This is a genomic window from Amycolatopsis tucumanensis (assembly GCF_021654135.1).
Taxonomy (GTDB): Bacteria; Actinomycetota; Actinomycetes; order Mycobacteriales; family Pseudonocardiaceae; genus Amycolatopsis_E; species Amycolatopsis_E tucumanensis.
The window spans coordinates 25,298-50,617 of sequence record NZ_JAKGSD010000022.1; the positions used below are offsets into that span (position 1 = coordinate 25,298).

27 protein-coding genes, 2 tRNA genes, 1 other RNA gene and 1 pseudogene are annotated in these 25,320 nt (G+C 71.5%); 20 read left to right on the top strand and 11 right to left on the bottom strand.

Annotation, left to right across the window (positions count from 1 at the left end; all coding sequences use genetic code 11):
• The first annotated feature begins 1 nt into the window (after position 1).
• The 8 genes from L2C96_RS21865 to L2C96_RS21900 all read left to right on the top strand — a co-directional run bounded on the left by L2C96_RS21865 (position 2) and on the right by L2C96_RS21900 (position 5,385).
• Positions 2-75: transfer RNA gene (locus L2C96_RS21865), tRNA-Met, on the top strand.
• Positions 76-381: 306 nt separating this feature from the next.
• Positions 382-458, top strand: a tRNA-Met gene (locus L2C96_RS21870).
• Positions 459-605: 147 nt separating this feature from the next.
• Positions 606-1,106, top strand: coding sequence for a PadR family transcriptional regulator (locus L2C96_RS21875; RefSeq protein ID WP_027935800.1), 501 nt, complete (start codon positions 606-608; stop codon positions 1,104-1,106).
• A 68-nt stretch (positions 1,107-1,174) separates the two neighbouring features.
• Positions 1,175-2,278 (top strand): peptide chain release factor 2, encoded by a 1,104-nt coding sequence (prfB, locus tag L2C96_RS21880; RefSeq protein WP_020417601.1) that lies wholly within the window; start codon positions 1,175-1,177, stop codon positions 2,276-2,278.
• 64 nt (positions 2,279-2,342) lie between these two features.
• The gene (ftsE, locus tag L2C96_RS21885; RefSeq protein WP_017987098.1) at positions 2,343-3,032 is read left to right on the top strand and encodes a cell division ATP-binding protein FtsE; all 690 of its coding nucleotides are present in this window, start codon (positions 2,343-2,345) and stop codon (positions 3,030-3,032) included.
• Positions 3,033-3,080: 48 nt separating this feature from the next.
• Positions 3,081-3,977 (top strand): permease-like cell division protein FtsX, encoded by an 897-nt coding sequence (gene ftsX / locus L2C96_RS21890; protein ID WP_017987099.1) that lies wholly within the window; start codon positions 3,081-3,083, stop codon positions 3,975-3,977.
• Between the two features lie 40 nt (positions 3,978-4,017).
• Positions 4,018-4,494 (top strand): SsrA-binding protein SmpB, encoded by a 477-nt coding sequence (smpB, locus tag L2C96_RS21895; protein WP_026153846.1) that lies wholly within the window; start codon positions 4,018-4,020, stop codon positions 4,492-4,494.
• Entirely contained in the window at positions 4,495-5,385 is an 891-nt protein-coding gene (locus tag L2C96_RS21900) for an amidohydrolase family protein (protein ID WP_020417602.1), read from the top strand.
• Here the strand turns inward: L2C96_RS21900 and L2C96_RS21905 are convergent.
• The 3 genes from L2C96_RS21905 to L2C96_RS21915 form a co-directional block, all read right to left on the bottom strand.
• A complete protein-coding gene (locus L2C96_RS21905) occupies positions 5,375-6,658 on the bottom strand; it encodes an acyltransferase family protein (RefSeq protein ID WP_020417603.1) in 1,284 nt (427 codons plus the stop codon). The two genes, L2C96_RS21900 and L2C96_RS21905, sit on opposite strands and share 11 nt — an antisense overlap.
• A 97-nt stretch (positions 6,659-6,755) precedes the next feature.
• Positions 6,756-6,974, bottom strand: coding sequence for a DUF8847 domain-containing protein (locus tag L2C96_RS21910; RefSeq protein ID WP_020417604.1), 219 nt, complete (start codon positions 6,972-6,974; stop codon positions 6,756-6,758).
• 94 nt (positions 6,975-7,068) lie between these two features.
• The gene (locus L2C96_RS21915; RefSeq protein WP_237337545.1) at positions 7,069-7,524 is read right to left on the bottom strand and encodes a MarR family winged helix-turn-helix transcriptional regulator; all 456 of its coding nucleotides are present in this window, start codon (positions 7,522-7,524) and stop codon (positions 7,069-7,071) included.
• A 78-nt stretch (positions 7,525-7,602) separates the two neighbouring features.
• Between L2C96_RS21915 and L2C96_RS21920 the strand changes: the two genes are divergently transcribed.
• Positions 7,603-7,974 carry a cupin domain-containing protein gene (locus tag L2C96_RS21920; RefSeq protein ID WP_237337546.1) on the top strand — a complete coding sequence of 124 codons (372 nt, stop codon included), beginning with the start codon at positions 7,603-7,605 and terminating at the stop codon, positions 7,972-7,974.
• Between the two features lie 25 nt (positions 7,975-7,999).
• On the opposite strand, the pseudogene L2C96_RS45350 reads toward L2C96_RS21920, so the two are convergent.
• The 4 genes and pseudogenes from L2C96_RS45350 to L2C96_RS21935 form a co-directional block, all read right to left on the bottom strand.
• A pseudogene (locus L2C96_RS45350) lies at positions 8,000-8,104 on the bottom strand (IS481 family transposase); the annotation flags it as partial.
• A gap of 108 nt (positions 8,105-8,212) precedes the next feature.
• Complete coding sequence (locus tag L2C96_RS21925) at positions 8,213-8,857, bottom strand: response regulator transcription factor (RefSeq protein ID WP_020417607.1); 645 nt, start codon at positions 8,855-8,857, stop codon at positions 8,213-8,215.
• Between the two features lie 53 nt (positions 8,858-8,910).
• Positions 8,911-10,050 (bottom strand): sensor histidine kinase, encoded by a 1,140-nt coding sequence (locus L2C96_RS21930; RefSeq protein ID WP_237337627.1) that lies wholly within the window; start codon positions 10,048-10,050, stop codon positions 8,911-8,913.
• Positions 10,050-10,733 carry a sensor domain-containing protein gene (locus tag L2C96_RS21935; RefSeq protein WP_237337547.1) on the bottom strand — a complete coding sequence of 228 codons (684 nt, stop codon included), beginning with the start codon at positions 10,731-10,733 and terminating at the stop codon, positions 10,050-10,052. Before L2C96_RS21935 ends, L2C96_RS21930 begins: the two co-directional genes overlap by 1 nt.
• A 155-nt stretch (positions 10,734-10,888) precedes the next feature.
• Here L2C96_RS21935 and ssrA point away from each other — a divergent pair.
• Positions 10,889-11,261: a transfer-messenger RNA gene (ssrA, locus tag L2C96_RS21940) on the top strand.
• Between the two features lie 268 nt (positions 11,262-11,529).
• Here ssrA and L2C96_RS21945 read toward each other — a convergent pair.
• The gene (locus tag L2C96_RS21945; RefSeq protein WP_237337548.1) at positions 11,530-12,300 is read right to left on the bottom strand and encodes an IclR family transcriptional regulator; all 771 of its coding nucleotides are present in this window, start codon (positions 12,298-12,300) and stop codon (positions 11,530-11,532) included.
• Positions 12,301-12,372: 72 nt separating this feature from the next.
• Between L2C96_RS21945 and hutH the strand changes: the two genes are divergently transcribed.
• The 7 genes from hutH to L2C96_RS21980 all read left to right on the top strand — a co-directional run bounded on the left by hutH (position 12,373) and on the right by L2C96_RS21980 (position 20,539).
• Positions 12,373-13,884: a histidine ammonia-lyase gene (gene hutH, locus L2C96_RS21950; protein ID WP_237337549.1), complete on the top strand. Its 1,512-nt coding sequence runs from the start codon at positions 12,373-12,375 to the stop codon at positions 13,882-13,884.
• On the top strand, positions 13,881-15,533 hold the full coding sequence (hutU, locus tag L2C96_RS21955) for a urocanate hydratase (protein WP_237337550.1): 1,653 nt from the start codon (positions 13,881-13,883) through the stop codon (positions 15,531-15,533). The genes hutH and hutU overlap by 4 nt, the downstream gene beginning before the upstream one ends.
• Positions 15,530-16,690 carry an allantoate amidohydrolase gene (locus L2C96_RS21960; protein ID WP_020417613.1) on the top strand — a complete coding sequence of 387 codons (1,161 nt, stop codon included), beginning with the start codon at positions 15,530-15,532 and terminating at the stop codon, positions 16,688-16,690. The genes hutU and L2C96_RS21960 overlap by 4 nt, the downstream gene beginning before the upstream one ends.
• On the top strand, positions 16,687-17,964 hold the full coding sequence (locus tag L2C96_RS21965) for a formimidoylglutamate deiminase (protein ID WP_020417614.1): 1,278 nt from the start codon (positions 16,687-16,689) through the stop codon (positions 17,962-17,964). The genes L2C96_RS21960 and L2C96_RS21965 overlap by 4 nt, the downstream gene beginning before the upstream one ends.
• A complete protein-coding gene (gene hutI, locus L2C96_RS21970) occupies positions 17,952-19,097 on the top strand; it encodes an imidazolonepropionase (protein WP_020417615.1) in 1,146 nt (381 codons plus the stop codon). Before L2C96_RS21965 ends, hutI begins: the two co-directional genes overlap by 13 nt.
• Positions 19,098-19,181: 84 nt before the next feature.
• A complete protein-coding gene (locus tag L2C96_RS21975; RefSeq protein ID WP_020417616.1) occupies positions 19,182-20,303 on the top strand; it encodes an inorganic phosphate transporter in 1,122 nt (373 codons plus the stop codon).
• A gap of 11 nt (positions 20,304-20,314) precedes the next feature.
• Positions 20,315-20,539 (top strand): hypothetical protein, encoded by a 225-nt coding sequence (locus L2C96_RS21980; protein WP_020417617.1) that lies wholly within the window; start codon positions 20,315-20,317, stop codon positions 20,537-20,539.
• On the opposite strand, the gene L2C96_RS21985 is transcribed toward L2C96_RS21980, so the two are convergent.
• From L2C96_RS21985 to L2C96_RS21995, 3 genes are read right to left on the bottom strand one after another with little or no spacing between them, the layout of a single operon-like run.
• Entirely contained in the window at positions 20,518-20,874 is a 357-nt protein-coding gene (locus tag L2C96_RS21985; protein WP_237337551.1) for a VOC family protein, read from the bottom strand. The genes L2C96_RS21980 and L2C96_RS21985 overlap by 22 nt on opposite strands.
• Positions 20,875-20,927: 53 nt before the next feature.
• Complete coding sequence (locus L2C96_RS21990; RefSeq protein ID WP_237337552.1) at positions 20,928-21,533, bottom strand: hypothetical protein; 606 nt, start codon at positions 21,531-21,533, stop codon at positions 20,928-20,930.
• Positions 21,530-21,739: a hypothetical protein gene (locus tag L2C96_RS21995; RefSeq protein ID WP_027935804.1), complete on the bottom strand. Its 210-nt coding sequence runs from the start codon at positions 21,737-21,739 to the stop codon at positions 21,530-21,532. Before L2C96_RS21995 ends, L2C96_RS21990 begins: the two co-directional genes overlap by 4 nt.
• A 27-nt stretch (positions 21,740-21,766) precedes the next feature.
• Here L2C96_RS21995 and L2C96_RS22000 point away from each other — a divergent pair, with 27 nt between their 5' ends.
• The 3 genes from L2C96_RS22000 to L2C96_RS22010 are packed head-to-tail and all read left to right on the top strand — an operon-like array spanning position 21,767 to position 25,320.
• Positions 21,767-22,489: a dienelactone hydrolase family protein gene (locus L2C96_RS22000; RefSeq protein WP_020417621.1), complete on the top strand. Its 723-nt coding sequence runs from the start codon at positions 21,767-21,769 to the stop codon at positions 22,487-22,489.
• 42 nt (positions 22,490-22,531) lie between these two features.
• The gene (locus tag L2C96_RS22005; RefSeq protein WP_237337553.1) at positions 22,532-24,673 is read left to right on the top strand and encodes a histidine kinase; all 2,142 of its coding nucleotides are present in this window, start codon (positions 22,532-22,534) and stop codon (positions 24,671-24,673) included.
• Positions 24,670-25,320, top strand: coding sequence for a response regulator transcription factor (locus L2C96_RS22010; protein WP_020417624.1), 651 nt, complete (start codon positions 24,670-24,672; stop codon positions 25,318-25,320). Before L2C96_RS22005 ends, L2C96_RS22010 begins: the two co-directional genes overlap by 4 nt.

Sequence of the window (25,320 nt, forward strand, 5' to 3'; positions counted from 1 at the left end):
ACGCGGGGTGGAGCAGCTCGGTAGCTCGCTGGGCTCATAACCCAGAGGTCGCAGGTTCAAATCCTGTCCCCGCTACGAGAGGCAGGGGCCCCTGTATCCGCGGAAAGCGCGGATCGGGGGCCTCTCTTCGTTGTGTCTTCTGGGGGTCGGACCCCCAGGCCCCCGGCAGGGGGCGAGCCCCCTGCACCCCCCGCGCGGTGCCGGATCTGTGGGGACGTTCGGTTGGGTGGGGCGGGGCCGGGTTTGCCCTTCGCGCCTGACGGCGCTGGGGCAATGGGTCAGCTGGGGTTGGGCGCGGATGCCAGGGGCTGGGGGTGTCTTGTGTGGACTGGGGGGCCGGGTTTGGGGGCCAGGGTGGGGTGTGTATAGTGGGTCTTACAGCGCGGGGTGGAGCAGCTCGGTAGCTCGCTGGGCTCATAACCCAGAGGTCGCAGGTTCAAATCCTGTCCCCGCTACCAGGGAAAAGGCCCGGTCTTCACGGACCGGGCCTTTTTCGTGCGCTTGGGGCACCCCCGATTGGGCCGGACGGGGGAAGGTAATGACCTTTGTGGACATTGATCGTGACCACTGTGGACAGATCGGCGGAAAAGTGGCACCTTGTAGGGGTGTCTGAACTCAATGCAACAGCAGCGGCATTGCTCGGCCTGCTCCAGGACGGCCCGGCCACCGGGGGGCAGCTGGTTGCGGCGGCGGAGGAGCGGTTCGGGACGTTCTTCAGCGTCACCCGCAGCCAGGTCTACCGTGAGCTGCCCGCCCTCGCCAAGGAAGGGCTCGTCCGGCTCGGCAAGCAAGGACCGCGCTCCAGCCAGCAGTACGTGATCACCGCCGCCGGGAAGAAGGCCTTCAAGGCCTGGCTGACCTCCGACGCCGGCCCCGACCACCTCCGCAGCCCCCTGATCCTGCGCCTCGTGCACGCCGCCTCGCTCACCGCGAAGCAGCGCGCCGGCCTCATCGAGACGGCCAGGGCCAGCTACCAGGAGGACCTGGACGAGGCCAGGGCCGCCGTCAAGGCAGCAGGCGACCCCTACACCAAGGCCATCGCCGAATTCGGCCAGGCGCACGCCCGCGCGGCGCTGAAGCTGATCGACGCGATCCCGGACGCCTGAGCGGCCACGGGGCCCCAAGCGGCCGGTTCCCGTAACCGGCCGCGCCCCGTGCCGTAACCTTGAAGGTTGTGAGTGGTGACTTCGCAGCCGACCTGAAGGACCTCGCCGGCAAGCTGACGCAGGTCGAGTCCGTCATGGACCTCGACGCCCTGCGTGCCCAGGTGGCTGACCTGGAAGAGCAGGCGTCCAACCCCAACCTGTGGGACGACCCGGAGGCCGCGCAGAAGGTCACCAGTCAGCTGTCCCACCGGCAGGCCGAGCTGCGCCGGGTCACCGACCTGCGCCAGCGGCTCGACGACCTCGAGGTGCTCCACGAGCTCGCCGAGGCCGAGGGCGACAACGCCAGCAAGGCCGAGGCCGAAGGCGAGCTGACCCGCCTCGCGAAGGAAGTGGACGCCCTCGAGGTCCGCACCCTGCTCTCCGGCGAGTACGACGACCGCAACGCGGTGGTCACGATCCGCGCGGAAGCCGGCGGCGTCGACGCGGCCGACTGGGCGGAGATGCTCCTGCGCATGTACCTGCGCTGGGCCGAGCGCCACGGCTACCCGACCGACGTCTACGACATCTCCTACGCCGAAGAGGCAGGCATCAAGTCGGCCACCTTCAAGGTCGCCGCGCCCTACATCTACGGCACGCTGTCCGTCGAACAGGGCACCCACCGGCTCGTCCGGATCTCCCCGTTCGACAACCAGGGCCGCCGCCAGACGTCGTTCGCCCACGTCGAGGTGCTGCCCGAGGTCGAGGAGGTCGACCACGTCGAGATCCCGGAGAAGGACATCCGGGTCGACGTGTTCCGCTCCTCCGGCCCCGGCGGGCAGAGCGTCAACACCACCGACTCCGCGGTGCGCATCACCCACCTGCCCACCGGCATCGTCGTCTCCTGCCAGAACGAGAAGTCGCAGCTGCAGAACAAGGCCGCCGCGCTCAAGGTCCTCCAGGCCAAGCTCCTCCTCAAGAAGAAGGAGGAGGAGCGCGCCGAGCTCGACGCGCTCAAGGACTCCGGCAGCAGCTGGGGCAACCAGATGCGCAACTACGTTCTGCACCCGTACCAGATGGTCAAGGACCTCCGCACCGAGCACGAGGTGGGTAACCCCAGCTCCGTGCTCGACGGGGAGATCGACGACTTCCTGGAGGCCGGCATCCGCTGGCGCAAGCAGGCCAACGCTGCGTAACCGCCGCGCCGGAGGCAATAGGCCAACCCGGGCTTAACGACGCCCATGGGTAGGATTGCCCACCGTGATTCGGCTCGACAGTGTCTCCAAGGTCTACAAGACGTCGACGCGTCCCGCACTCGAGAACGTGTCGGTCGACGTGGACAAGGGCGAGTTCGTCTTCCTGATCGGGCCCTCAGGGTCCGGCAAGTCGACGTTCCTGCGCCTCCTCCTGCGCGAGGAGGTCCCCACCAAGGGCCGGGTCTTCGTGTCCAACTTCGACGTGGCCAAGATGGCCCGCCGCAGGGTCCCCCGCCTGCGGCAGACCATCGGGTGCGTCTTCCAGGACTTCCGCCTGCTCGGCAACAAGACCGTCGCGGAGAACGTCGCGTTCGCGCTCGAGGTCATCGGCAAGCCGAAGCACACCATCAAGAAGGTGGTGCCGGAAGTCCTCGAGCTGGTCGGGCTGGAAGGGAAGGCCGACCGCATGCCCCACGAGCTCTCCGGTGGTGAGCAGCAGCGGGTGGCGATCGCCCGCGCGTTCGTGAACCGGCCGCTCGTGCTGCTGGCCGACGAGCCCACCGGGAACCTCGACCCCGACACCAGCCAGGACATCATGCTGCTGCTGGAGCGGATCAACCGCACCGGCACCACCGTCCTGATGGCCACCCACGACCACTCCATCGTGGACTCCATGCGGCGCCGGGTCGTCGAGCTCCAGCTCGGCAAGGTGATCCGCGACGACGCCCGGGGCGTGTACGGCGTCGGCCGCTGAGTCACCCCGAACCCCCCGCCTGCCCCCGACCTGAGGAACCACCCCCCGATGCGTGCCAGTTTCGTGTTCAGCGAGGTCTTCACCGGCCTGCGCCGCAACATCACGATGACCATCGCGATGATCATCACCACGGCCATCTCGCTCGGCATGCTCGGCGGCGGCCTGCTGATCGTGCGGACCATCGACAAGATGCAGGTCAACTACATGGCCGACGTCGAGGTCTCGCTCTACCTGACCCAGGACGTCAGCGCCAACGACAAGACCTGCACCCAGGACCCGTGCCGCGGACTGCTGGCCGACCTGAACAGCAACCCGGCCGTCGACTCCGTCGTGTTCGAAAACCGCGACCAGGCCTACGAGCGGTTCAAGAAGCTCTTCCAGGACAACCCGATCCTGGTGCAGTCCGCCCGCCCCGAGGCGCTGCCCGCCTCGCTGCAGGTCAAGCTCAAGGACCCGAGCCGCAGCGACGTCATCACCCAGGAGTACGGCACCCGGCCCGGCGTGTCCCGCGTCGACGACCAGAAGCAGTTCCTCGACCGGTTCTTCGGCGTGCTCGGCGGCGTCCGCGACGGTACCTTCGTCATCGCACTCATCCAGGCACTCGCCGCGCTGCTGCTGATCTCCAACACGGTGCAGATCTCCGCGTTCACGCGGCGCACCGAGGTCGGCATCATGCGGCTCGTCGGCGCCACCCGCTGGTACACACAGCTGCCGTTCCTCCTGGAAGCGGTGGTCACCGGCGTCATCGGCTGGGCGATCGCGGTCGGCGGCCTGATCGCGGCGAAGTTCGCGTTCATCGACCGCATCCTGTCCGTCACCGGCGGCATCATCCCGAACATCCAGGTGCTCGACGTGATCGTGGTGGCGCCGTGGCTGCTGCTCGCCTCGATCATCATCTCGGCCACCACCGGGTACCTGACGCTGCGGCTCTACGTGCGGCATTAACGCCGTGCTCCAGCCGGGACGTGTGGGATAACCTGGAACTATGCCCAAAGAACGAGGCTCCAAGGTGATCGCGTCGAACCGCCGCGCGCGGCACGACTACGCGGTGCTGGACACCTATGAGGCCGGGATCGCGCTGGTGGGCACCGAGGTGAAGAGCCTGCGCGCGGGCCGCGCCTCGCTGGTCGACGCGTTCGCCACGGTCGACGACGGCGAGGTGTGGCTGCGCAACCTCCACATCCCCGAGTACGAGCACGGCACGTGGACCAACCACGAGTCGCGGCGCAAGCGGAAGCTGCTGCTGCACCGCGGCGAGATCGAGAAGCTGATCGGCAAGACCAAGGAGGGCGGGCTCTCGCTCGTCCCGCTGTCCATGTACTTCAAGGACGGCAAGGTCAAGGTCGAGCTCGCCCTCGCCAAGGGCAAGAAGGCCTATGACAAGCGCCAGGACCTGGCCAAGCGCGACGCCCAGCGCGAGATCAGCCGCGCCGTGGGCAGGGCGTTGAAGGGCCGCCGCTAGGTGGGGCCGGAGCGCGACGAGGACATCCGGGACTGGGTGCGCGGCCTCGGCCTGGACGGTCTCGTCGACCTGCACCTGCACTTCCTGCCGGAACGGATGCTGGTCAAGGTTTGGGCCTACTTCGACCGGATCGGTGAGCGCACGGGCTACGAGTGGCCCATCCAGTACCGGGTGGCCGAGGACGAGCGGGTCGCGCTGCTCGAATCGTTCGGGGTGCTGCGGTACGCGCCACTGGCCTACCCGCACAAGCCCGGCATGGCCGAGTGGCTCAACGGCTGGCTGCGCGAGTTCGCCGAACGCGTCCCGGCCGCGGTGCCCACCGCGACGCTCTACCCGGAACCGTCGGCGGCCACCTACGTCGTCGAGGCGCTGCAGGCCGGCGCCCGCTGCTTCAAGGCGCACGTCCAGGTCGGCGCCTACGACCCGAGGGACGAGCTGCTCGACCCCGCGTGGGGTGCGCTCGCCGAGGCCGGGGTGCCCGTCGTCGTGCACGCCGGGCACGGGCCCGAGCGCGGCCCGCACACCGGGCTCGACGTGTTCGGCGAGGTGCTCGCCCGGCACCCGCGGCTGACCGCGGTGCTCGCGCACGCGGGGATGCCCGAGTACGCCGAGGCGCTCGCGCTGGTCGAGCGGTACCCGCGCGTGCACCTGGACACCACGATGGTCGGCGTCCCGTTCACCGAGGCGCTGATGCCGCTGCCGCCGGACTGGACGAGCCGGCTGGCGGACATCGCCGACCGGGTCGTGCTCGGCACCGACTTCCCGAACATCCCCTACTCCTACGCCACACAGCTGCGGGCGGTCGCCGGCTGGGCTGCCGACGACCGCCTCGGGGACGACTTCCTGCGGGCCGTCCTGCACGACACCCCGGCGAAGCTGCTCAACCTCTGACGGCGACCCGCACCGGCTTCGCCGCCAGCAGCAGCCCGGCCAGCACCAGCGCCACCCACGGCACGGGGCCGGCGAGCATCCCGGCGTCCAGCGGCGTGGTGAACCCCTTCGCGGCCAGGCCGAGCAGCCCGGCGGACGCGAGCACGGCAGCCGCGGCGAGCTGTCCGGCCGGGACGCCGCCCGCCGGGCTGGGCCGGGTTTCGAAGCGCCCGAACGCCTTCAGCAGACCGGCCAGCACGACTCCTGCCGCGCCGACCCACAGCGGGGCGACGGCGAACCAGTCCGCGCTGCCGGGTTCCGGTGTGGCGTAACCGAAGCCCAGCACGGCGATTCCGGCGACGACGACCAGCGCGGGCATGTGCCACAGGTACATGCTCATGAACCGCGGCCCGCTCCAGCGCAGCACGGCGGCGACGGCGGGGCGCTCGGCGAGCGTGGCCAGCGTGGGCTTGAGCGCCAGCCAGAACCCGGCCTGCCCGACGGCGAGGCTCATCAGCACCGCGGTCGGCGGGCTCATGTTGGACACCGGCGCGCCCGGCATGCCGATCATGCTTGCCGGGTACGGGCCGAACGCGACGGCCAGCGCGGTGACCCCGAACCCGGCCACGGCGAGCGCGGCCGCGCCACGACGGGTCAGCGTGCCGAGCCTGCCCTCGGCGTAGGAGAAGCCGAGCTGGTGCACCGCGAGCCAGACGAACACCGCGTTGGCGTAACCGAGCGGGCCGAACACCTCGAACCGTCCGAAGTCGACGATCACCGCGAGCCCGGTGAGCACCAGCGGCACGCGCAGTCCCCAGCGGCGGTGCGCGGCCAGCATGAGCGGCGTCGCGGCCACGGTGATCAGGTAGACGGCGAGGAACCACAGCAACTGCCCGGCGATCGCGCCGGCGATCTGCACCGGCTGCTCCGGCGCGCCGAGGTCGCGAAGCAGGTCCGGCGCCAGCAGCCACACCGCGAACAGCGGCAGGACCGGGACCAGCAGGCGCTTGAGCCGTGTGGACAGCCAGTCGCGCGTGGACGCGGCGCGGCGCAGCGACATCAGGTTGGCCGCGCCACCGGCGAAGAAGACCATCGGCATGACCTGGGACAGCCAGGTCAGCGCCCACCAGCCGGGGGTGGTCAAGGCGTTGCCGGTCGCGAGACGGCCGTGGTCGTAGCTGAGCACGGGCATCAGCCAGTGCTGCCCGATGACGGCGAGGATCGCGGTCGCGCGGACCACGTCGAGGAAGGTGTCGCGGGCTCCCGCCGGGGCCTGCCGCAGGCTTGTTCGCATGCGTTCAGCCTGGTCGGAACGGGTGCCGGGCACAGCCGGGCAGACCGCCGTCTTCGGGCGGGGGACAGGTGCAGGACCGTGGTGGGGTCCGCCCTACCTACAGCTCGCGAGCCTCGTCGACCTCGGAGGCGGGCAGGCCGCAGAGCCGGTACTCCCAACCGGCCTCCGGGGAGAACCCGAGCTGGTAGAAGGTCTCGATCTTGGGGCCCTCGTGCAGGTGGACGTGCCGCATGACCGTGCCGCTCACCGGGTCGTCGAGCGTCTGGACCCGGCCGTCGAGTGGGCCACCGAAGAACCGGACGTTCTCTTCGGTCATGGGGCCCTCCTCGTGCGGGGAAACGATGTCAACGTCCGCCCATGGTAGGTGAGCGGCGGACCGGGCGCCGCCGTCAGAACGGGTGAGGAGCGATTCACCACACCGGACGGACGGTGACCCTCCGGTGTCGCGCCATATCGTCCGCGAACGCCGACAACCCTTGGTGCATCCGGGCGAAATCGCCGGCGCCGATCAGGTGCACCCACCGTTCTTCGGCTGCCCGCGAGTGCGCCACCACCCGGTCGACGCACCGACGGCCGCGCGGCGTCAGGACGACCAGCCTGCTGCGCCGGTCGGTCGGGTGCGGCCGGCGTTCGACGTACCCGCGGGTGATCAGTTCGTCGACGAGCTGCACGGCGGCCTGCTTGGTGACGCCGAGGTGCTCGCCGAGCTCGACGGCCGTGGCGGGGCGGTGCGACAGGAAGTGGAACACGAAGCCGTGCGCCGGGCGGACGTCGTCGAACCCCTCGGCGGCGAGGTGCTCGTGGATCTCGTCCATCAGCGCGCGGAAGGTCAGCGCGAGCAGTCCCGGCATGTCGCCAGCGGTCATGGTCAAGCTCCTTGACTAGATGGTCAAGCTGCTTTACCTTAAAACTGGTAAACCTGCTTGACTACTTGGAGGTCGGAAATGCCTGTCGCGACGTTGGCGGAGGCGCCCCGGTTCGAGCGCGGCGGTGCGGTGTTCCGCCCGCTGGCCGTGCCCAGCCGCGGGTCCGCCGAGCTGGCGGTCTGGCTGCTGGAGCTCGAGCCGGAGCTGACCGGCGAGGAGCACTCGGTGAGCCGCGAGGAGGTGTTCGTGCTGCAGTCCGGGGTGCTCGAACTGACGCTCGGCGGCGAAGTCCACCGGCTCGCCCCCGGCGACGCGGTGATCGTGCCCCCGGACACCCTGTTCCGGCTGGACAACCCCGGCACGGAGCCGGCGCGGGCCACGGTCTGCACGTCGGCCGGAATGGTCGGAACGGTGGGCGGCGCCACGATCGTGCCGCCCTGGACGCGCTAGTTGTTGTGACCCCCGTGGAACGGGCCACTCCGAGCTGTTCAGCGATCCGCGCCGGCGGCCACCCCGCCTGACAACGCTGCACGATCAACTGCCGGGCATACACCGTGGTCCGTGCGTTAGCGTGACCCATCGAGGACCTCCAGGGCTGGTAGTGGATGCGTCGCAGCACCCACTCCGCCCGGAGGCCCTCCCCACAATCAACCCGACACGCCGTCCACGACCTCACCAGTCACAACAGCTAGGGGCGGCCGAGGTAGGTGAGGACCGCGCGGACCCGGCGGTGCTCCTCCGCGCTGGCCTCCAGCCCGAGCTTGGCGAAGATGTTGCCGATGTGCTTCTCCACGGCGCCGTGCGAGACGACCAGCGACGCGGCGATCGCGGAGTTGGACAGGCCCTGCGCCATCAGCCCGAGCACCTCGGACTCCCGCGCCGTCAGCGCGTCCAGCGGGTTCTTCCGTCCACGGGCCATGACCTGCGCGATCACCTCCGGATCGATGGCCGTGCCGCCCCGTGCGACACGGCGGACCGCGTCGAGGAAGTCGGCCACGTCGGCCACGCGTTCCTTCAGCAGGTAGCCGACGCCGCCTGCCCCGCCGGACAGCAGCTCGACCGCGTAGCTCTCCTCGACGTACTGCGAAAGCACCAGCACCGGCAGGCCCGGCACCGCCTCGCGCGCCGCCAGCGCGGCGCGCAAGCCCTCGTCGGTGAACGTCGGCGGCATCCGGACGTCGACGATCGCCAGGTCCGGCCGGTGCTCGGTGACCGCGCCGACCAGCTCGTCGCCGCGGTCGACCGCGGCGACCGTCTCGATTCCCTCGTCGGCGAGCAACCGCTCGACCCCGGCACGCAGCAGGACCGCGTCCTCGGCGATCACCACACGCATTCCGCCAACCCCCAGTTCGTGAGTGAATTCGCCCTATTCACTCACGAACCGGGTCACCAGGTACACGGCAGGTCGGCTCGCACCACCGTCGGCCCACCCTCGGGGCTCACCACCGTCATCACGCCGTCGATGGTGGCGGCCCGGTCGGCCAGCCCGGCCAGCCCGCCGCCGGGGCGCACCTCCGCGCCGCCGTGCCCGTTGTCGGTGATCTCGATGATCACCTTGTCGTTCGTGCGCCAGGCCTTGACCTGCGCTTCCGTCGCGCCGGAATGCTTGGCGACGTTGGTGAGCGTCTCCCCGGCGATGAAGTACGCGGTGGTCTCCACCGCGGCCGGCGGGCGCGGCTCGATGTCGACCGAGACCTCCACCGGGATCGGCGTCTTGGCCGCCAGCGCGGACAACGCCGCGTCGAGGCCGCGGTCGCCGAGCACCGCCGGGTAGATGCCGCGGGCGAGGTCCCGCAGCTCCGACACCGCGAGCTTGGCGTCGGTGTGCGCCTCCTCGATCAGCGCGCGGACCGCGTCCGGTTCCTTGTCCAGCTTGTTCTTGACCCGGCCCAGGTTCAATGCGACCGCGACCAGCCGCTGCTGCGCACCGTCGTGCAGGTCCCGCTCGATCCGGCGGCGCTCGGCCTCGGCGGCGTCCACCCCGCGCGCCCGCGAGGCCTGCAGCTGCTGCGCCTTCACGCGCAGCCGTTCCGCGCGGTTCGGTCCCAGCAGCGCGATGGCCAGCGAACCGTGCACCCAGCCGATCCACGGCGCGACCCAGATCGCCATCGGCACCAGCACGATCGACGCGAGGCCGACCGCGAACTCGACCACGCTCAGCGGGAACGCGATCAGCAGGTAGGCGAGGTCCCGCCACGTCGTGCTGTCCACCAGGCGCATCCGCCACCGGCGCAGCACCCCGCCCTCGACCGGCGCGCGGTCGGCGGGCGGCAGGGGAGTGCCCAGCATCCGGCGCACCCAGCGGCGCTCCAGGTCACCGAAACCACGCACCATGCTCGTGGTCCACAAGAGGATCGGGATGCCGACCCAGATCACCGTCGTCGCGATCCCCACCAGGCTGAGCGTCACGACCAGCACGAACTGGACCAGGCGCAACGCGAAGGAGGAGATCATGTACGCGATCGACTTGGCGGCCCCCGGACGCGGCTGCTCGATCGGCCCGTGCTCACCGGCCACGACGCTCATCATGCCACCGCACCAGGGCGCTCGGTGTCCGATTCGACGAGCCTGCGGGCCCGCGGCCCCGGACCGAGCATGGCCCGGGCGAACAGCGCGTGAGCCGTGCCCATGCCGCGGGTCAGCGCGATCGCGCACGCCAGGACGATCAACCCCAGCGCGGCCCACGGCAGCGCGTCGACCGGCGAATCCACCACTATCCAGCGCTCGTCGAAGGCCGGGAAGAAGTAGGCGCCACCAGGCAGGTAGGTGCAGTAGAACGGCAACGTCGTCGCCGCGAGCCCGACCGACCAGAAGGCGACCACGGTCGTGAACTCGGCGATCCCGAGCGGCAGCAGCAGCACCAGGTAGAGGACGTCCCGCCAGGTCGCGCCGTCGGTCAGCCGCGCACGCCAGCGAGCCTTCAGTCCGAACTCCGGCAGCGGCTTGTACGGCGTCACGATGTAGGCGCCCAGCATCCGGTACACCCTGGCGCGCTCGAACCGGCCGGCCGCGCGGGCGATCAACACCCCGGCGGCCAGCACCGGCAGCCCCACCCACACGATCGCGGTGCCCAGGCCGACCGTGAACAACGTCACCATCAACGCGAATCCGGCCACACCCAGCGGCAGGTTGCACAGCAGGTACCCCAGCGCGCCGAGCACCGGAGGGCGCGGCCGCGTGCCGTCCAGCGCGGAATACGTCGGCCCCATGATCCGTTCCTCTCTCTGCAACACGGGACCAGCATCGCGAGGTTCCCGCTGGTGAGCCATGGGGCGCGCGGGCGTCACCGGGGTAGGGACAACCCCACCGGTGCGGAACAAACCCGGTTGCCGGGGGCGTTATGCTGGTAACGGAACACCATCAAGGGGGTGAACGGTTTCGACTCTGGACGTTGAGTCAAGGGAAGCGTGCCGGTGCAGGCGAGAGACCACCGTTAAGCGTCGTCGTAACCAAATAAGCGCCAAGACTAATAGTCAGCGCGACTTCGCCCTCGCTGCCTGAGCGAGTGCGAGTCTGTCGGCCCGGGAGCGCCTCCGTCCCGGTAGCCGGCATCAGCTAGGAGGCTCACCTTCCGGACCCGGCCGCGGGGACCGGAAGGGAAAACCACAGCGGCTGGGCCCGTCACACCGGCTTGTTCGCGTGACCGGTGGGGCCGAGTAGAGGCACAGCGAACTGCGCACGGAGAAGCCTAGGCAAGGCGCCAGAGGACCCGGGTTCAATTCCCGGCACCTCCACTCGGCCGAAGGCCGAGGTCTGCTCGCGGAGAACGCTCGCAGGCCTCGGCCTTCGTCGTTTTCTCTGGGGGTCGAACCCCCAGGCCCCCGCCAGGAGGGCTTCGCCCCCTGGACCCCCATCTGCCGTGGTTGCGTCGCGTGGGTGAGTTCCGGTGGTGGTTGGGGCGCTTCGCTGCTGGCTTCGCCAGGGGCGCTTCGCTGTGGGTGCGTTGGGCGTTCCGAAATTGGGATTGGGTCTGGTGAGAAGCGTCGCCTGTTGAGGCGCGCGGTGTCAGGTGGGTGGGGGTTTGCCGCCTACCTGGCGCGTCAGTGCGGCTGCTGTCGCGGCGGCTTCCTGGGCCAGGTCGGGCCAGGTTCGCGTGCACCCGGTTTCACAGACGTGCCGGAACGTCACCGCCACGGACGCCAGCGGGCGCCCGTTGTGGTCGAACACCGCGTGCGCCACCGAGGCGAAATCGGCCGTCACCTGGCCGTCCTCCACCGCCCAGCCGCGTGACCGCACCGCGGCCAGCGCCTGCCGCAGTTCGGCGGGCGACGTCGGGCCCCGGCCGGTCCGCGTGACGAACGAGCGCGGGTACAGCGCCCGGACGTGCGCGTGCGGCAGGTGAGCCAGCAACACCAGGCCGCTCGCCGGCAGGTGCGCCGGCAACCGGACACCCACATCGGTCACCAGCGTCTCCGGCGCGGACGGCCTTTCCTTCACCAGGTACAGCAGCTCGTTCCCGTGCAGCACCCCCAGCTGCGCGGTGTGCCCCACCCGATCGGCCAGTTTCCGCAACAACGGCGCCGCCAGCCGCTCCAGCGGGTCGTGCCGCAGGTACGCCGAACCCAGCTCGAACGCGGCGATCCCCAGCCCGTACCGGCGCTCGGCCGCCAGGTGCACCACGAAACCCGCGGCCTCCAGCTCCGCCAGCAGGTGGTACGTCGTCGACCGCGGCAGGTCCAGCTCCCGCGCGATCGCGGCGGCCGAGATCGGCCCCGGCCGCGCCGCCAGGACCCGCAACACCGCCAGACCACGGCGCAGAGCGGGGACATCCGTCATCTGTCTGGGATACCAGACACAACCACCCCGCGGGGACCACCGGCCACCCCCGCGGCGGAGTGCAATGACGGCATGAGCACAGTGCGGTTGGACTCCGGACCACTCGACCGGCAGCAGGTCGTCGCCGTCGCGCGGCACGGCGCCAAGGTCGAGCTCACCGACGAGGTCCGCAAGACCCTCGGCGAGACCCGCCGCCACATCGACGCCCTCGCCGACGCCGACCAGCCGACCTACGGCATCTCCACCGGCTTCGGCGCGCTCGCGATCCGGCACATCCCGCCCGACCGCCGCACCGCCCTGCAACGCTCCCTGATCCGCTCGCACGCCGCCGGCACCGGCCCCGCCGTCGAGGCGGAGGTCGTGCGCGCCCTCATGCTGCTGCGCCTGCGCACCCTCGCCTCCGGGCACACCGGCGTCCGCCCGGCGACCGCGGACGCGCTGGCCGCGATGCTCAACGCCGGCATCGTCCCGGTCGTCCACGAGTACGGCTCGCTCGGCTGCTCGGGCGACCTCGCGCCGCTCGCGGCCGTCGCACTGGCGATGATGGGCGAGGGCGAGGTGCTCGACGGCCGTCCCGCCGCGCAGGCCCTCGCCGAGGCCGGGATCGCGCCCGTGACCCTCGCCGAGAAGGAGGGACTGGCCCTCACCAACGGCACCGACGGGATGCTCGGCATGCTCGTCCTCGCCCTGGACGACCTGAACCGCCTGCTCGACACCTCCGACCTCACGGCCGCGATGAGCGTCGAGGCACTCCTCGGCACCGACCGGGCGTTCGCGGCCGACCTGCAGGAGCTGCGCCCGCACCCCGGGCAGGCCCGCTCCGCGCGCCGGATGTTCGCCGCGCTCGCGGATTCGGAGATCGTCGCCAGCCATCGCGGACCGGAGTGCACCCGCGTGCAGGACGCCTACTCGCTGCGCTGCGCGCCCCAGGTCCACGGAGCGGCCAGGGACACCGTCGCGCACGCCGAACTGGTCGCCGACCGGGAACTCGCCGCCGCCATCGACAACCCGGTCGTCCTCGCCGACGGCCGGGTCGAGTCGAACGGCAACTTCCACGGCGCGCCGCTGGCCTACGTGCTGGACTTCCTCGCCATCCCGCTCGCCGACGTCGCGAGCATCGCCGAGCGCCGCACCGACCGGATGCTCGACGTGTCGCGCTCGCACGGTCTGCCCGCGTTCCTCGCCGACGACCCGGGTGTCGACTCCGGCCACATGATCGCCCAGTACACGCAGGCCGCGATCGTGAGCGAGCTGAAGCGGCTGGCCGTCCCGGCGTCGGTCGATTCGATCCCCAGCAGCGCCATGCAGGAGGACCACGTCTCGATGGGCTGGTCAGCGGCGCGGAAACTGCGCCGCGCGGTCGACGGGCTGACCTCGGTGCTGGCGATCGAACTGCTGACCGCCGCCCGCGCGCTCGACTTCCGCGCGCCCCTGCGCCCCGCGCCGGTCACCGCCGCGGTGCGCGACCTGCTCCGGGAACGCGTCGCCCCGCCGGGACCGGACCGCCACCTCGCCCCGGAAATCGCGGCAGCCGAGGAACTCGTCCGTTCGGGAGCCGCCCTCACCGCACTGGAGGAAGCATGAGCCGCACCGTCCGGGCCGCCCGCGGAACCACGCGGACGGCCAAGAACTGGCAGACCGAAGCCGCGCTGCGGATGCTGCACAACAACCTCGACCCCGAGGTCGCCGAGCGCCCGCAGGACCTGGTCGTCTACGGCGGCACCGGCAAGGCCGCCCGCGACTGGGCGAGCTTCGACGCGATCACCCGCTGCCTCACCGGGCTCGAGCAGGACGAGACCCTGCTGGTGCAGTCCGGCAAGCCGGTGGGCGTGTTCCGCACGCACGAGTGGGCCCCTCGCGTGCTGATCGCGAACTCGAACCTGGTCGGGGACTGGGCGACCTGGCCCGAGTTCCGGCGGCTGGAGAAGCTCGGCCTGACGATGTACGGGCAGATGACCGCCGGGTCCTGGATCTACATCGGCACGCAGGGCATCCTGCAGGGCACCTACGAAACGTTCGCCGCCGTGGCGGAGAAACGGTTCGGCGGCACGCTGCGCGGCACGCTCACCGTGACCGCCGGGCTGGGCGGCATGGGCGGCGCGCAACCGCTCGCGATCACCATGAACGGTGGCGCCGCGCTGGTCGTCGAATGCGACGCGGCCCGAGCCCGCCGCCGCCTGGAGACCCGGTACCTCGACGAGCTCGCGTCCGATGTGGACGACGCGGTGCGCCGGGTCACCGAGGCGAAGAAGGCCGGCGAGGCCGTGTCGGTCGGCGTGATCGGCAACGCCGCCGAGGTGCTGCCCGAGCTGCTGCGCCGCGGGCTCGAGGCGGACATCGTGACCGACCAGACCTCCGCGCACGACCCCCTCGCCTACCTGCCGAGGGGCGTCGACGTCGCCGACTGGCACGACTACGCGTCCGCGAAGCCCGACGAGTTCACCGACCGCTCCCGCGAGTCGATGGCCGAGCACGTGGGCGCGATGCTCGGTTTCCTGGACGCCGGTGCTGAAGTGTTCGACTACGGCAACTCCTTACGTGGTGAGGCGAAACTCGGCGGTTGCGAGCGGGCCTTCGACTACCCGGGTTTCGTGCCCGCCTACATCCGTCCGTTGTTCTGTGAGGGCAAGGGACCGTTCCGCTGGGCCGCGCTCTCCGGCGACCCGGCCGACATCGCCGCGACCGACCGCGCCGTCCTCGACCTGTTCGGGGACAACGAGACCCTCACGCGGTGGATCCGGCTGGCCGGGGAACGCGTGGCGTACCAAGGGCTTCCGTCGCGCATCTGCTGGCTCGGCTACGGCGAACGGCACCTCGCCGGGCTGCGGTTCAACGAGATGGTGGCCTCCGGTGAGCTGAGCGCGCCGGTGGTGATCGGCCGCGACCACCTCGACGCCGGCAGCGTGGCCTCCCCGTACCGCGAGACCGAGGCGATGGCCGACGGCTCGGACGCCATCGCCGACTGGCCACTGCTCAACGCGTTGGTCAACACCGCCTCCGGCGCCAGCTGGGTGTCGTTGCACCACGGCGGGGGCGTCGGCATGGGCCGTTCGATCCACGCGGGGCAGGTGTGCGTGGCCGACGGCACTTCGCTGGCCGCGCAGAAGATCGAACGGGTGCTGACCAACGACCCCGGCATGGGTGTGATCCGGCATGTCGACGCCGGGTACGAGAGGGCGGCCGAGGTGGCGCGGGACCGTGGCGTGCGCGTGCCGATGCGGGAGGAGGCGTGAGCCTGCTCGACGATCTCGCGGATGTCGGCCGCGCCCCCGGCGGCGGATACGCCCGCCACGGGTTCGACCGCGCCGAGACCGAGATGCGGGAGTGGTTCCGGGAGCAGGCCGGGCGACGCGGCCTGGACGTCGAGACCGACCGCAACGGGAACCTGTGGGCGTGGTGGGGTGCGCCGGGACCGGACGCGCTGGTGACCGGCAGCCACCTCGACTCGGTGCCCGGCGGCGGCGCCTTCGACGGACCGCTCGGCGTGGTCAGCGCGCTCGCGGCCGTCTCCCGGTTGCAGGACAACGGGTTTCGCCCCGCACGCCCCTTCGCGGTGGTCGTCTTCGCCGAGGAGGAGGGCGGCCGGTTCGGCGTGCCCTGCCTCGGTTCACGGCTGCTGACCGGCGCCCTCGACCCGGACCGGGCACGGGCCCTGCGCGATCCGGACGGGACGACACTCGCCGAGGCTGCCGCGAGCGCGGGCGTGGATCCGCGGCACTTCGGGCGTGACGACATCGCACTCGGGCGCATCGGCACGTTCGTCGAACTGCACGTCGAGCAGGGGCGGGCGCTGGACGTGCCGGTGGGCGTCGGCAGCACGGTCCTGGAACACGGGCGGTGGCGGTTCTCGTTCACCGGACAAGGGAACCACGCGGGTACGACAATTCTGCGCGATCGCCGGGACCCGATGTTGCCGGCGGCGGAAACCGTGCTCGCGGCCCGTAAAATCGCGTCCACAATGGACGTTCGGGCGACAGTGGGCCGACTCGTGCCGCACCCGGGCGGGACGAACGTCATCCCGTCCACCGTGGACCTGTGGCTGGACGCACGGGGGAACAGCCGCGAAGTGGTGGCGGAGCTGACCGAGGCGGCACAGCGGGCCGCGGCCGCGGAAGGGTGCGCGGTCACCGTCATCGAAGAGTCCTACGGCGGCACCGTCACGTTCGACACCGCGCTGCGCGACCGCCTGACCGGCCTGCTGAACGCGCCCGAACTGCCCACCGGCGCGGGGCACGACGCCGCGATCCTCGCCGCGCACGCGCCGACCGCCATGCTCTACGTGCGCAACCCGACCGGGATCAGCCACGCGCCGGAGGAGTTCGCCGAGGACGCCGACGTCGAGGAGGGCGTGGTCGCGCTCACCCGGGTACTGGAGGCCTTGTCGACATGACGACCTTGTGGGCCGAACGTGCCTGGCTGCCGGACGGCATCGCTTCCGCGGTGCGCCTGCAGATCGCCGACGGTGTCTTCACCGAGGTCAGCCCCGGCGCGCCACGCGAGGGAAACATCCTGCCCGGACTCGTGCTACCCGGTTTCGCCAACGGGCACTCGCACGCGTTCCACCGGGCGTTGCGTGGCCGGACGCACCACGACCGCGGCACGTTCTGGACCTGGCGCGAGCGGATGTACGCCCTGGCCGAGCGGCTCGACCCGGACTCCTACTACCGGCTCGCCCGCGGCGTCTACGCCGAGATGGCGCTTGCCGGGTACACGGCCGTCGGCGAATTCCACTACCTGCACCACGCGCCGGGCGGGCGGCGCTACGCCGACCCGAACGCGATGGGCCACGCCCTGGTCCAGGCGGCCGAGGACGCGGGCATCCGGCTCACCTTGCTGGACGCCTGCTACCTCACCGGCGGCTTCGGGCGCGAGCTGTCGGGCGTGCAACTGCGGTTCGGCGACGGGGACGTCGACGGCTGGGCAACCCGCGTGGCCGCGCTGAAGCCGGACTCGGCGCTGGTGGCGGCGGCCGTGCACTCCGTACGGGCCGTCCCAGCCGAGCAGCTGCCGTTCTTCGCCGACTGGGACGGCCCGTTGCACGTCCACCTGTCGGAGCAACGCGCGGAGAACGCGGACTGCCGCGCGCACCACGGCTGCACGCCGGCCGAACTGCTCGACCGCGCCGGCGTCCTGGGCTCGCACACCGTCGCGGTGCACGGCACCCATCTGACGGACACGGACATCGGACTGCTGTCGCAGGTCTGCTTCTGCCCGACCACGGAACGCGACCTCGGCGACGGCATCGGCGAGGCGCGGCGCCTGGCGGACGCGGGCGTGCGGCTGAGCCTCGGCAGCGACAGCCAGGCCGTGATCGACCCGTTCGAGGAGCTGCGGGCACTCGAACTGCACGAACGGCTCACGTCGGAGGAGCGCGGGCGCTTCGGCGTCGCGGAACTGGTGGCCGCGGGCACCCGCCACTCCGCCCTCGGGCGTGACGGCGGACGGCTGGCCGTGGGGGAGCCCGCCGACCTGGTCGTGGTCGCGCTGGACTCGGTCCGCACGGCGGGAACGGAGCCGGCGGGCGCCGTCTTCGCCGCCTCGGCCGCCGATGTGACGGACGTCCTGGTCGGCGGCCGGTGGATCGTGCGGGACCGGGCGCACCAGCTGGTCGACCGCCCGGCGGCGGTGCTCGCCGAGGAGGTGGCGGCGCTGTGGCAGTCCTGATCACCGGCATCGGCGAGCTGACCACGAACGACGACGAACTCGGCACGCTCACCGGCGCCGCGATCGTCTTCGACGGGCCCGTCATCGCCTGGGTCGGCCCCGCCGCGGCCGCGCCGGATGCCGACGAGCGGATCGACGTCGAGGGCCGCGCCGCGTTGCCCGGCTGGGTCGACAGCCACACGCACCTCGTGTTCGCCGGCGACCGCACCGCCGAGTTCGAGGCCAGGATGGCCGGTCAGCCGTACTCCGCGGGCGGCATCGCGGTCACGGTGGACGCGACCCGCGCGGCGACCGACGCGGAACTGACCGCCAACCTGCGGCGGCACGTGTCCGAGGCCGTGCGCCAGGGCACGACCTGCCTGGAGACCAAGACCGGCTACGGGCTGACCGTGGCCGACGAGGTCCGCGCCGCCCGCATCGCCGCCGCGGCCGCCGACGAGGTCACCTTCCTCGGCGCCCACCTGGTGCCCCCCGGCGCCGACGCGGAGTCCTATGTGGATCTTGTCTGCGGGGAGATGCTGGACTCCGTGGCGGGCTCGGTGCGCTGGGTGGACGTGTTCTGCGAGACGGGCGCGTTCGACGAGGCCCAGTCGGAGCGGGTCCTGCGCGCCGCCGCGCGGCACGGCCTCGGCCTGCGGGTGCACGGCAACCAGCTCGGCCCTGGGCCGGGCGTGCGGCTCGCGGTCCGGATGGGTGCGGCCAGCGTCGACCATTGCTCCCATTTGTCCGACTCGGACGTCGAGGCGCTCGCGTCGTCGGACACCGTCGCGACCCTGCTGCCCGCCTGCGACCTGTCCACCCGTCAACCGCTCGCGCCTGCCCGCAGGCTGCTCGACGCGGGAGTGACGGTGGCGTTGGCCACCAACGCGAATCCGGGCAGTTCGTACACCACGTCGATGGGCTTCTGCGTGGCGACCGCTGTCCTGCAGATGGGCATGTCCGTGGCGGAGGCAGTACGCGCGGCGACCCTCGGCGGCGCGAAGGCCCTGCGCCGGACCGATGTCGGCGTACTCCGCCCGGGCGCGCGGGCGGATCTGCACGTGCTCGACGCGCCATCCCGGACACACCTCGCATATCGCCCAGGGGTGCCCTTGACGTGGCGTGTGTGGCGCCAGGGAACGCCTGCGGCGTAAGGAGAATCACTTCGTGAACCGCGTTCACCACAAGTTCATCGGCCGAGCGGAGTAGCCCGTCACCCGAAAGGTACCGTGGGAGGTGTGGACCTCTCGCTGATCGTCCTGGTGGTCATCGTCGCCGCATTGGCCTTCGACTTCACCAACGGTTTCCACGACACCGCCAACGCCATGGCCACCTCCATCGCGACCGGCGCCTTGAAACCCAAGGTCGCGGTCACGATCTCCGCCATCCTCAACCTGATCGGCGCGTTCCTGTCCGTCGAGGTGGCCAAGACCATCTCCGGTGGGATCGTCGACGACACCAAGGTCACCCCCGTGGTCGTCTTCGCCGGACTTGTCGGCGCGATCCTGTGGAACCTCGTGACCTGGCTGGTCGGCCTGCCGTCCAGCTCCTCGCACGCACTGTTCGGCGGCCTGATCGGCGCCACCTGGGTCGCTTCCGGGGCCGACGCGGTGCACTTCGCCCAGGTCGTGCAGAAGGTCCTGATCCCCGCGGTGGCCTCGCCGCTGGTGGCCGGGCTGGTCGCGGTCGTCGGCACCTACCTCGTCTACCGGATCACCGCGAAGGTGCGGCAGGACGTGGTGGGCAAGTCGTTCAAGCGTGCGCAGGTGCTGTCGGCGTCGCTGGTCTCGCTCGCGCACGGCACGAACGACGCGCAGAAGACGATGGGTGTCATCACGCTCACCCTGATCTCCTCCGGCGCGCTGGCCGCCGGGTCCGGGCCGCCGCTGTGGGTCGTGCTCAGCGCCGGGCTGGCGATCGCGCTGGGCACCTACATGGGTGGCTGGCGGATCATCCACACGATGGGCCGCAAGATCACCGACGTGCAGACACCGCAGGGGTTCGCCGCCGAGACCAGCGCGGCTGCCACGATCCTGGCGTCCTCGCACCTCGGGTTCGCGCTGTCCACCACCCACGTCTGCTCGGGCGGCATCATCGGGTCCGGCGTCGGACGACGGCTGGCCGAGGTCCGCTGGAGCGTCGCGGGCCGGATGGCGCTGGCGTGGCTGCTGACCCTGCCCGCCGCGGCCGCGGTCGGCGCGGTCGCGGCGAAGGTCGCGACCCTGGGCACCGTCGGCACGGTGGTCGTCGGCCTGGTGCTGGTCGCCGCGGCGCTGGGCATCTGGCTCTGGTCGCGGCGCAACCCGGTGACGCCGCAGTCCGTGGCCGAGCCCGAGCAAGCCGTTCCCGTGGCGGTCTGAGGAGGCATTCCGTGCACATCGACTGGGCTGCCCTCGGCAGCGTGTTCGTGACGGCGCTGGCGGCGGTGGCCGTGGTGACCGGGCTGTTCGCGGTCGGCGTCCGCGGTGTCGCCGCCCGCGCCGACGCCAGGGAGACGGGGGAGAGCGGCACGGCGGGCGCGGTGACGGCGGGCGTGTGCTTCGCCGCGTGCGCGGCCGTCGTGCTCTACGGCATCTACCTCATCGTCGCGGCGTGAGCGAGCACGTTCACCACTGAGCCGCTGGGATCGGCCACGAAGAAACGCCGCACGCCCCACGCCTCGTCGGTGAGCGGGTAGACGACGCGCAGGCCCCGGGCGACGGCTTCGGCGTGGGCCGCGTCGACGGCGTCCGGAGCTCCCACGTCGACGCCGAACCGCGGTTCGGGTGACCCGGGCCGCTGGACGATGACCTGCGCCGCCGGGTTGCCGGGCGAGCGCAGGTTGAGCACCGGGTCCTCCATGGCCACTTCGAGACCGAGGACGCCGACGTAGAAGTCCCGCACTCCAGCGGGGTCCGTGGTGGTCAGGTAAGGCACTATTCGCTGGATCATGCCGTCCATGGTGGCGCCAGCGGCGGGCCGCCGGCTTGGACGAATGGGAACGGTCAGCGCAGGTGTTCCGGCAGCGCGGCCAGCCGCTCCGGCGGCAGCAGGTCGCGCACCTTGGTGATCCTCGCCGGGTCGTCGAGCAGCGCGGCGACCTCGGGCAGCGCGGCGTCCGGGATGAACTCCAGGCTGGTCACGATCGTCGCGTCCGGCAGGTGGTCGACGAACCGCGCGATGGTGATCCAGTCCCGCCGCCTGCTCAGCTCGCGCGCGACCGCGACGACCACCCCCGCCGGCAGCTTCGCGATGATCCCGCGCGCCCGCCGCGGGTCCAGCTCGGCGGCCACGTCGGCGAGGAACGCCGGGGACAGCCGCCCGGCGATCTCCGCCCCGCGGGAGGCTTCGACCAGGCCCGCGATGCGCGCGGCGAGCAACGGCCCGAACACCCGCTCGGCCATCTTCGCCAGCACCGGGATGGGCAGCAGCTTGCTCGCGCCTGCCATCCGCTCCAGCACGCCCAGGTGCGCGTCGAACAACACCGTGGTGGCGCGTTCCCGCAGCTCACGGAGGTCCTCGACGGGCACGTCGGCGAGGTAGCCGAGGCGTTCCGCGCTTACTCCGAGCACGCGGGCGAGCTTGCGGATCTCCGCTTCCTGGGGCGTCACAGGCCGACGGCCTTCCGGACGGCGGGCCGCAGCAGGGCGGGCACGAACTTCAGCGCGTCGTTGCCCGCCTTGGCCAGCGCCGCCGCCTGACGGCGCCGGGCGGAGCGCACGGCGTCGGCTAGGTCCTGCTGGTGGGCCGGGTCCAGCGCGGCGACGCCCGCGGGCGGTTCGGCGCCGAGCTGTTCGGCCAGGGTGCGTTCGGCCATGCCGATCATCATGCCTAATGTCGCGGCATGACACAGGACATCGAAACGTCACGGCTCACCGTCAACGGCCTGAACGCCTACCTCGCGCGGCCCGCGGGCGGCAGTGAGTCCGGGATGCTGCTGCTGCCGATGGTCACCGGCATCGGCGAGCAGTTGCGCGAGTGGGCCGAGGCGATCGCCGCGATCGGCGTCACGGCGCTGGTGTGGGACCCGTTCCACGGCCCGAGCAGCGACGACACGTCGATGCCGGACCTGCTGGCGAAGATGCCCGAACTCGACGACGCGGTCGCGCTGGACGAGCAGACACAGCTGCTGGACCACCTCCTCGGCGAGCTGGGCTGCGCCAAGGCGGGCGTCATCGGGTGGTGTCTCGGCGGGCGGTTCGCGTTGATCCTGGGTGGCCGGGATCACCGCGTGGCGAACGTGGTGGCGTACCACCCGACGGTGCCGGGAGAGACGCCGCCGAACCACACGATGGACGCGATCGCGCACGCCGGGCTGATCAAGGCGCCGGTGATGACGATGTACCCCACGGCCGACGAACTGGTCCCCCGGTCGCGCTTCGACGAGCTGCAATCGGCGTTGCAGGCGCGGGAAACCGGTCCGAGCCTGATCCACGTGTACCCGGCCGCCGAGCACGGCTTCGCCAACAAGACGCGGCACGGGGAGCCGGTCAACGCGGAGGCGTTCGCGATCTCGTGGCCGCAGGTCCTCGAATTCATCCGTGTGACGACAAAAACCTGTCTTTAGACAGATACCGTCCCTCCACCTTGGTCGGTACCGTTCCCTCTCGTGGGGAGATTCTGGGGAAGAACAGCGGAAGTGCTGGCCGGGGCGCCGGTCGTCGCCTTGCTGCTGTACGAGAGCAGGCACAACGCCCAGCCGTGGGAGCTGATCGGCGGGTTGGTGGCGATCGTGGTCGCGGTCGCCGCCACCCGGCGCAGCCCGTGGCTGTCGCTGACCGCCGCGGTGGCGTCGAGTCTCGCCATGATGTTCAGCTTCGGCGGCCGGGTTCCGGTGTGGCCGGTGCTGCTCATGGTGCCGTTCGCCTGCCTGGCCGGACGGCGGATGGAGTCGGTGCGCCCCGCGCTGGCGACGTTCCTGACGATCGGGGGCATCGGCGTCCCGCTGTCGCTCGCGATCGGCAGGCACGCCATGGCCGACTGGGGCGCGGTGATCGGCGTGATGCTGTTCGCCGCGGTGCTGCCGTGGCAGCTCGGCCGGTACATGCGTACGCGGGACGACCTGGTGCGGTCCGGGTGGCAGCGCGCGGAGGAACTGGAGCTGCGGCAACGGATCGTCGCGGAGGAGGCCCGGCTGCGCGAGCGGGCCCGCATCGCCAGCGACATGCATGACTCGCTGGGCCACGAACTGAGCCTGATCGCCCTGCGCGCGGCGGCGCTGGAGATGTCGGGAAGCGCGGAAGCCAAGGCACTGCGCGAAAGCGCCGCCGCGGCCACCGAGCGGTTGCGCGAGATCATCGGCCTGCTGCGCGAAGACGCCCCACCGGTCGACCCGGTCCATGGAGGCGTCCCTGCGCTGGTCGAGCGCGCACGAGCGTCCGGAGTGGACATCGAGTTCTCGGAAGAGCCGGCGGGTGTTGGGGTTGCGGGGGAAAACGCCGGTGCCCCGGCGCAGGCCGCCGCCCTACCGCAGGCTGCGGCGCGACCGCAGACTGCCGCTCCACGGCCGATTGATGCCACCTCGCCGCGGGCTGTGGCTCCGGGGTCGGCTGATGCCGCTTCGCGGCGGGCTGTGGCTCCACCATCGGCTGATGCCGCCTCGCGGCGGGCTGTGGCTCCACCATCGGCTGATGCCGCCTCGCGGCCGACTGTCGATCAACCGTCGGCCGAAGTCACCCCATCGCAGGCTGTCGCTCTACGGCCGATTGATGCCACCTCGCCGCGAGCGGTCACCCCACCGCAGGCTGTCGTTCCACGGCCGGCTGATGCTGCCACCCCATCGCAGACCGGCGCCCCAGCCCGGGCGGCTGCCGGTCCGCACGCTGATGCCGCTTCGATCGCCGACCCGACTCCGGGCATCGGTTCTGTTCCTCCGGTCGCCCCGGGCCAGGCCGGCTCCGGAAACGGTTCTGTTCCGTTCGCCGACCCGATGCCGGATGCCTCGGGTGCGGATGCTGCTCCGCCACTCGCACCGAACACCGACAACCCATCACCGGCTCCCAGCGCGCCGTCCTCTTCGGACGGACCAACCTCGGAACCGCCGATGGTCGAACGCGCCGCTTACCGCGTAGTCCAGGAGGCGCTCACCAACGTGACCAAGCACGCCCCCGGCGCCCGGGTCGCCGTCACCATCTCCCGCGGTCACCAGGAGACCGTCGTCCGGGTGTGCAACGGGCCGCCGCCCGCCGGGCCGTTGCCGGGTACCGTGTCCGGGCGCCAGGGGCTCGAAGGGTTGCGGGAGCGCGTCCGGTTGCTCGGCGGCACCCTCCGGGCCGGGCCGCTCGACGGCGGCTTCGAGGTGGTGGCCCGGCTTCCGCACGCCGCCGCTCCCGCGCCCGTCCAACCCGTGCAGTCCGAGTCCGCCCGCCGGCACGTCCAGGCCCGGCGTGAGGTGCGCCGACGGCTGCTCGCCGCGTTGATCGTGCCGCCCTCGATCATGGCGGGGCTGCTCGGTGTGGTGGGCACGGTCTACCTGTACGAGTGGCAGACCTCCGTGCTGGACCCCGCCGACTACGAGCAGCTGCGTCCCGGCCAGGTCCGCGCCGAGATCGCCGCCGTCCTGCCGCAACGGCAACGCGGCCCGCACGTCCGCGCGCCCGAGCCGCCCGGCCTGGCGTGTGAGTACTACGGCACCGGCCGCAGCATCACCCAGCTCCGCCTGGACGCCTACCGGCTCTGCTTCGCGGGCGACCGGCTCGTGAGCAAAGAACTCCTGACCGACGACAGTGACCGAGGAGAGGTTCCGACGTGATCCGTGTGCTGCTGGCCGACGACGAGGCCATGATCAGGGCCGGCGTCGCCGCCATCCTGTCCGCGGACGACGACATCGAGGTCGTCGCCGAGGCAGGGGACGGCCGCGAGGCCGTCGAGCAGGCCCGGCGCACCCGGCCGGACGTCGCGCTCGTCGACATCCGCATGCCTCGCCTCGACGGCCTCGCCGCGGCCGAGGAGATCCGCGGCCTGCTGCCCGGCACCGGCGTCATCATGCTGACCACCTTCGGCGAGGACGCCTACATCGAGCGCGCCCTCGCCGGCGGCGCCAGCGGGTTCCTGCTGAAGTCCGGCGACCCCCGCGAGCTGATCGCCGGAGTCCGCGCCGTCGCCGACGGTGCGGCCTTCCTGTCTCCGAAGGTCGCGCAGCGGGTGATCGCCCAGCTGTCCGGCGACCGCATGTCCCGGGCCGCGGTGGCCCGGGACCGCATCACCGTCCTGACCGCACGCGAGCGCGAGGTGCTCGCGCTCGTCGGCGCGGGACTGTCCAATGCGGACATCGCCGAGCGGCTGTTCGTGGTCGAGGGCACCGTGAAGGCCTACGTCAGCACGATCCTCGGCAGGCTCGACGTCCGCAACCGGGTCCAGGCGGCGATCATCGCCTACGAGGCGGGGCTGGTGACATGA

Bases quoted from the DNA above. Each gene is read 5' to 3' on its own strand.
- L2C96_RS22000 (WP_020417621.1), top strand. From the start codon at position 21,767: ATGACACAGGACATCGAAACGTCACGGCTCACCGTCAACGGCCTGAAC.
- smpB (WP_026153846.1), top strand. From the start codon at position 4,018: ATGCCCAAAGAACGAGGCTCCAAGGTGATCGCGTCGAACCGCCGCGCG.
- L2C96_RS21910 (WP_020417604.1), bottom strand. From the start codon at position 6,974: ATGACCGAAGAGAACGTCCGGTTCTTCGGTGGCCCACTCGACGGCCGG.
- L2C96_RS21925 (WP_020417607.1), bottom strand. From the start codon at position 8,857: ATGCGTGTGGTGATCGCCGAGGACGCGGTCCTGCTGCGTGCCGGGGTC.
- hutH (WP_237337549.1), top strand. From the start codon at position 12,373: ATGAGCACAGTGCGGTTGGACTCCGGACCACTCGACCGGCAGCAGGTC.
- L2C96_RS21935 (WP_237337547.1), bottom strand. From the start codon at position 10,733: ATGGGGCCGACGTATTCCGCGCTGGACGGCACGCGGCCGCGCCCTCCG.
- L2C96_RS21905 (WP_020417603.1), bottom strand. From the start codon at position 6,658: ATGCGAACAAGCCTGCGGCAGGCCCCGGCGGGAGCCCGCGACACCTTC.
- L2C96_RS21965 (WP_020417614.1), top strand. From the start codon at position 16,687: ATGACGACCTTGTGGGCCGAACGTGCCTGGCTGCCGGACGGCATCGCT.
- L2C96_RS21995 (WP_027935804.1), bottom strand. From the start codon at position 21,739: ATGGCCGAACGCACCCTGGCCGAACAGCTCGGCGCCGAACCGCCCGCG.
- L2C96_RS21945 (WP_237337548.1), bottom strand. From the start codon at position 12,300: ATGACGGATGTCCCCGCTCTGCGCCGTGGTCTGGCGGTGTTGCGGGTC.
- L2C96_RS21985 (WP_237337551.1), bottom strand. From the start codon at position 20,874: ATGATCCAGCGAATAGTGCCTTACCTGACCACCACGGACCCCGCTGGA.
- L2C96_RS21930 (WP_237337627.1), bottom strand. From the start codon at position 10,050: ATGAGCGTCGTGGCCGGTGAGCACGGGCCGATCGAGCAGCCGCGTCCG.
- L2C96_RS21920 (WP_237337546.1), top strand. From the start codon at position 7,603: ATGCCTGTCGCGACGTTGGCGGAGGCGCCCCGGTTCGAGCGCGGCGGT.
- hutU (WP_237337550.1), top strand. From the start codon at position 13,881: ATGAGCCGCACCGTCCGGGCCGCCCGCGGAACCACGCGGACGGCCAAG.
- ftsX (WP_017987099.1), top strand. From the start codon at position 3,081: ATGCGTGCCAGTTTCGTGTTCAGCGAGGTCTTCACCGGCCTGCGCCGC.
- L2C96_RS21915 (WP_237337545.1), bottom strand. From the start codon at position 7,524: ATGACCGCTGGCGACATGCCGGGACTGCTCGCGCTGACCTTCCGCGCG.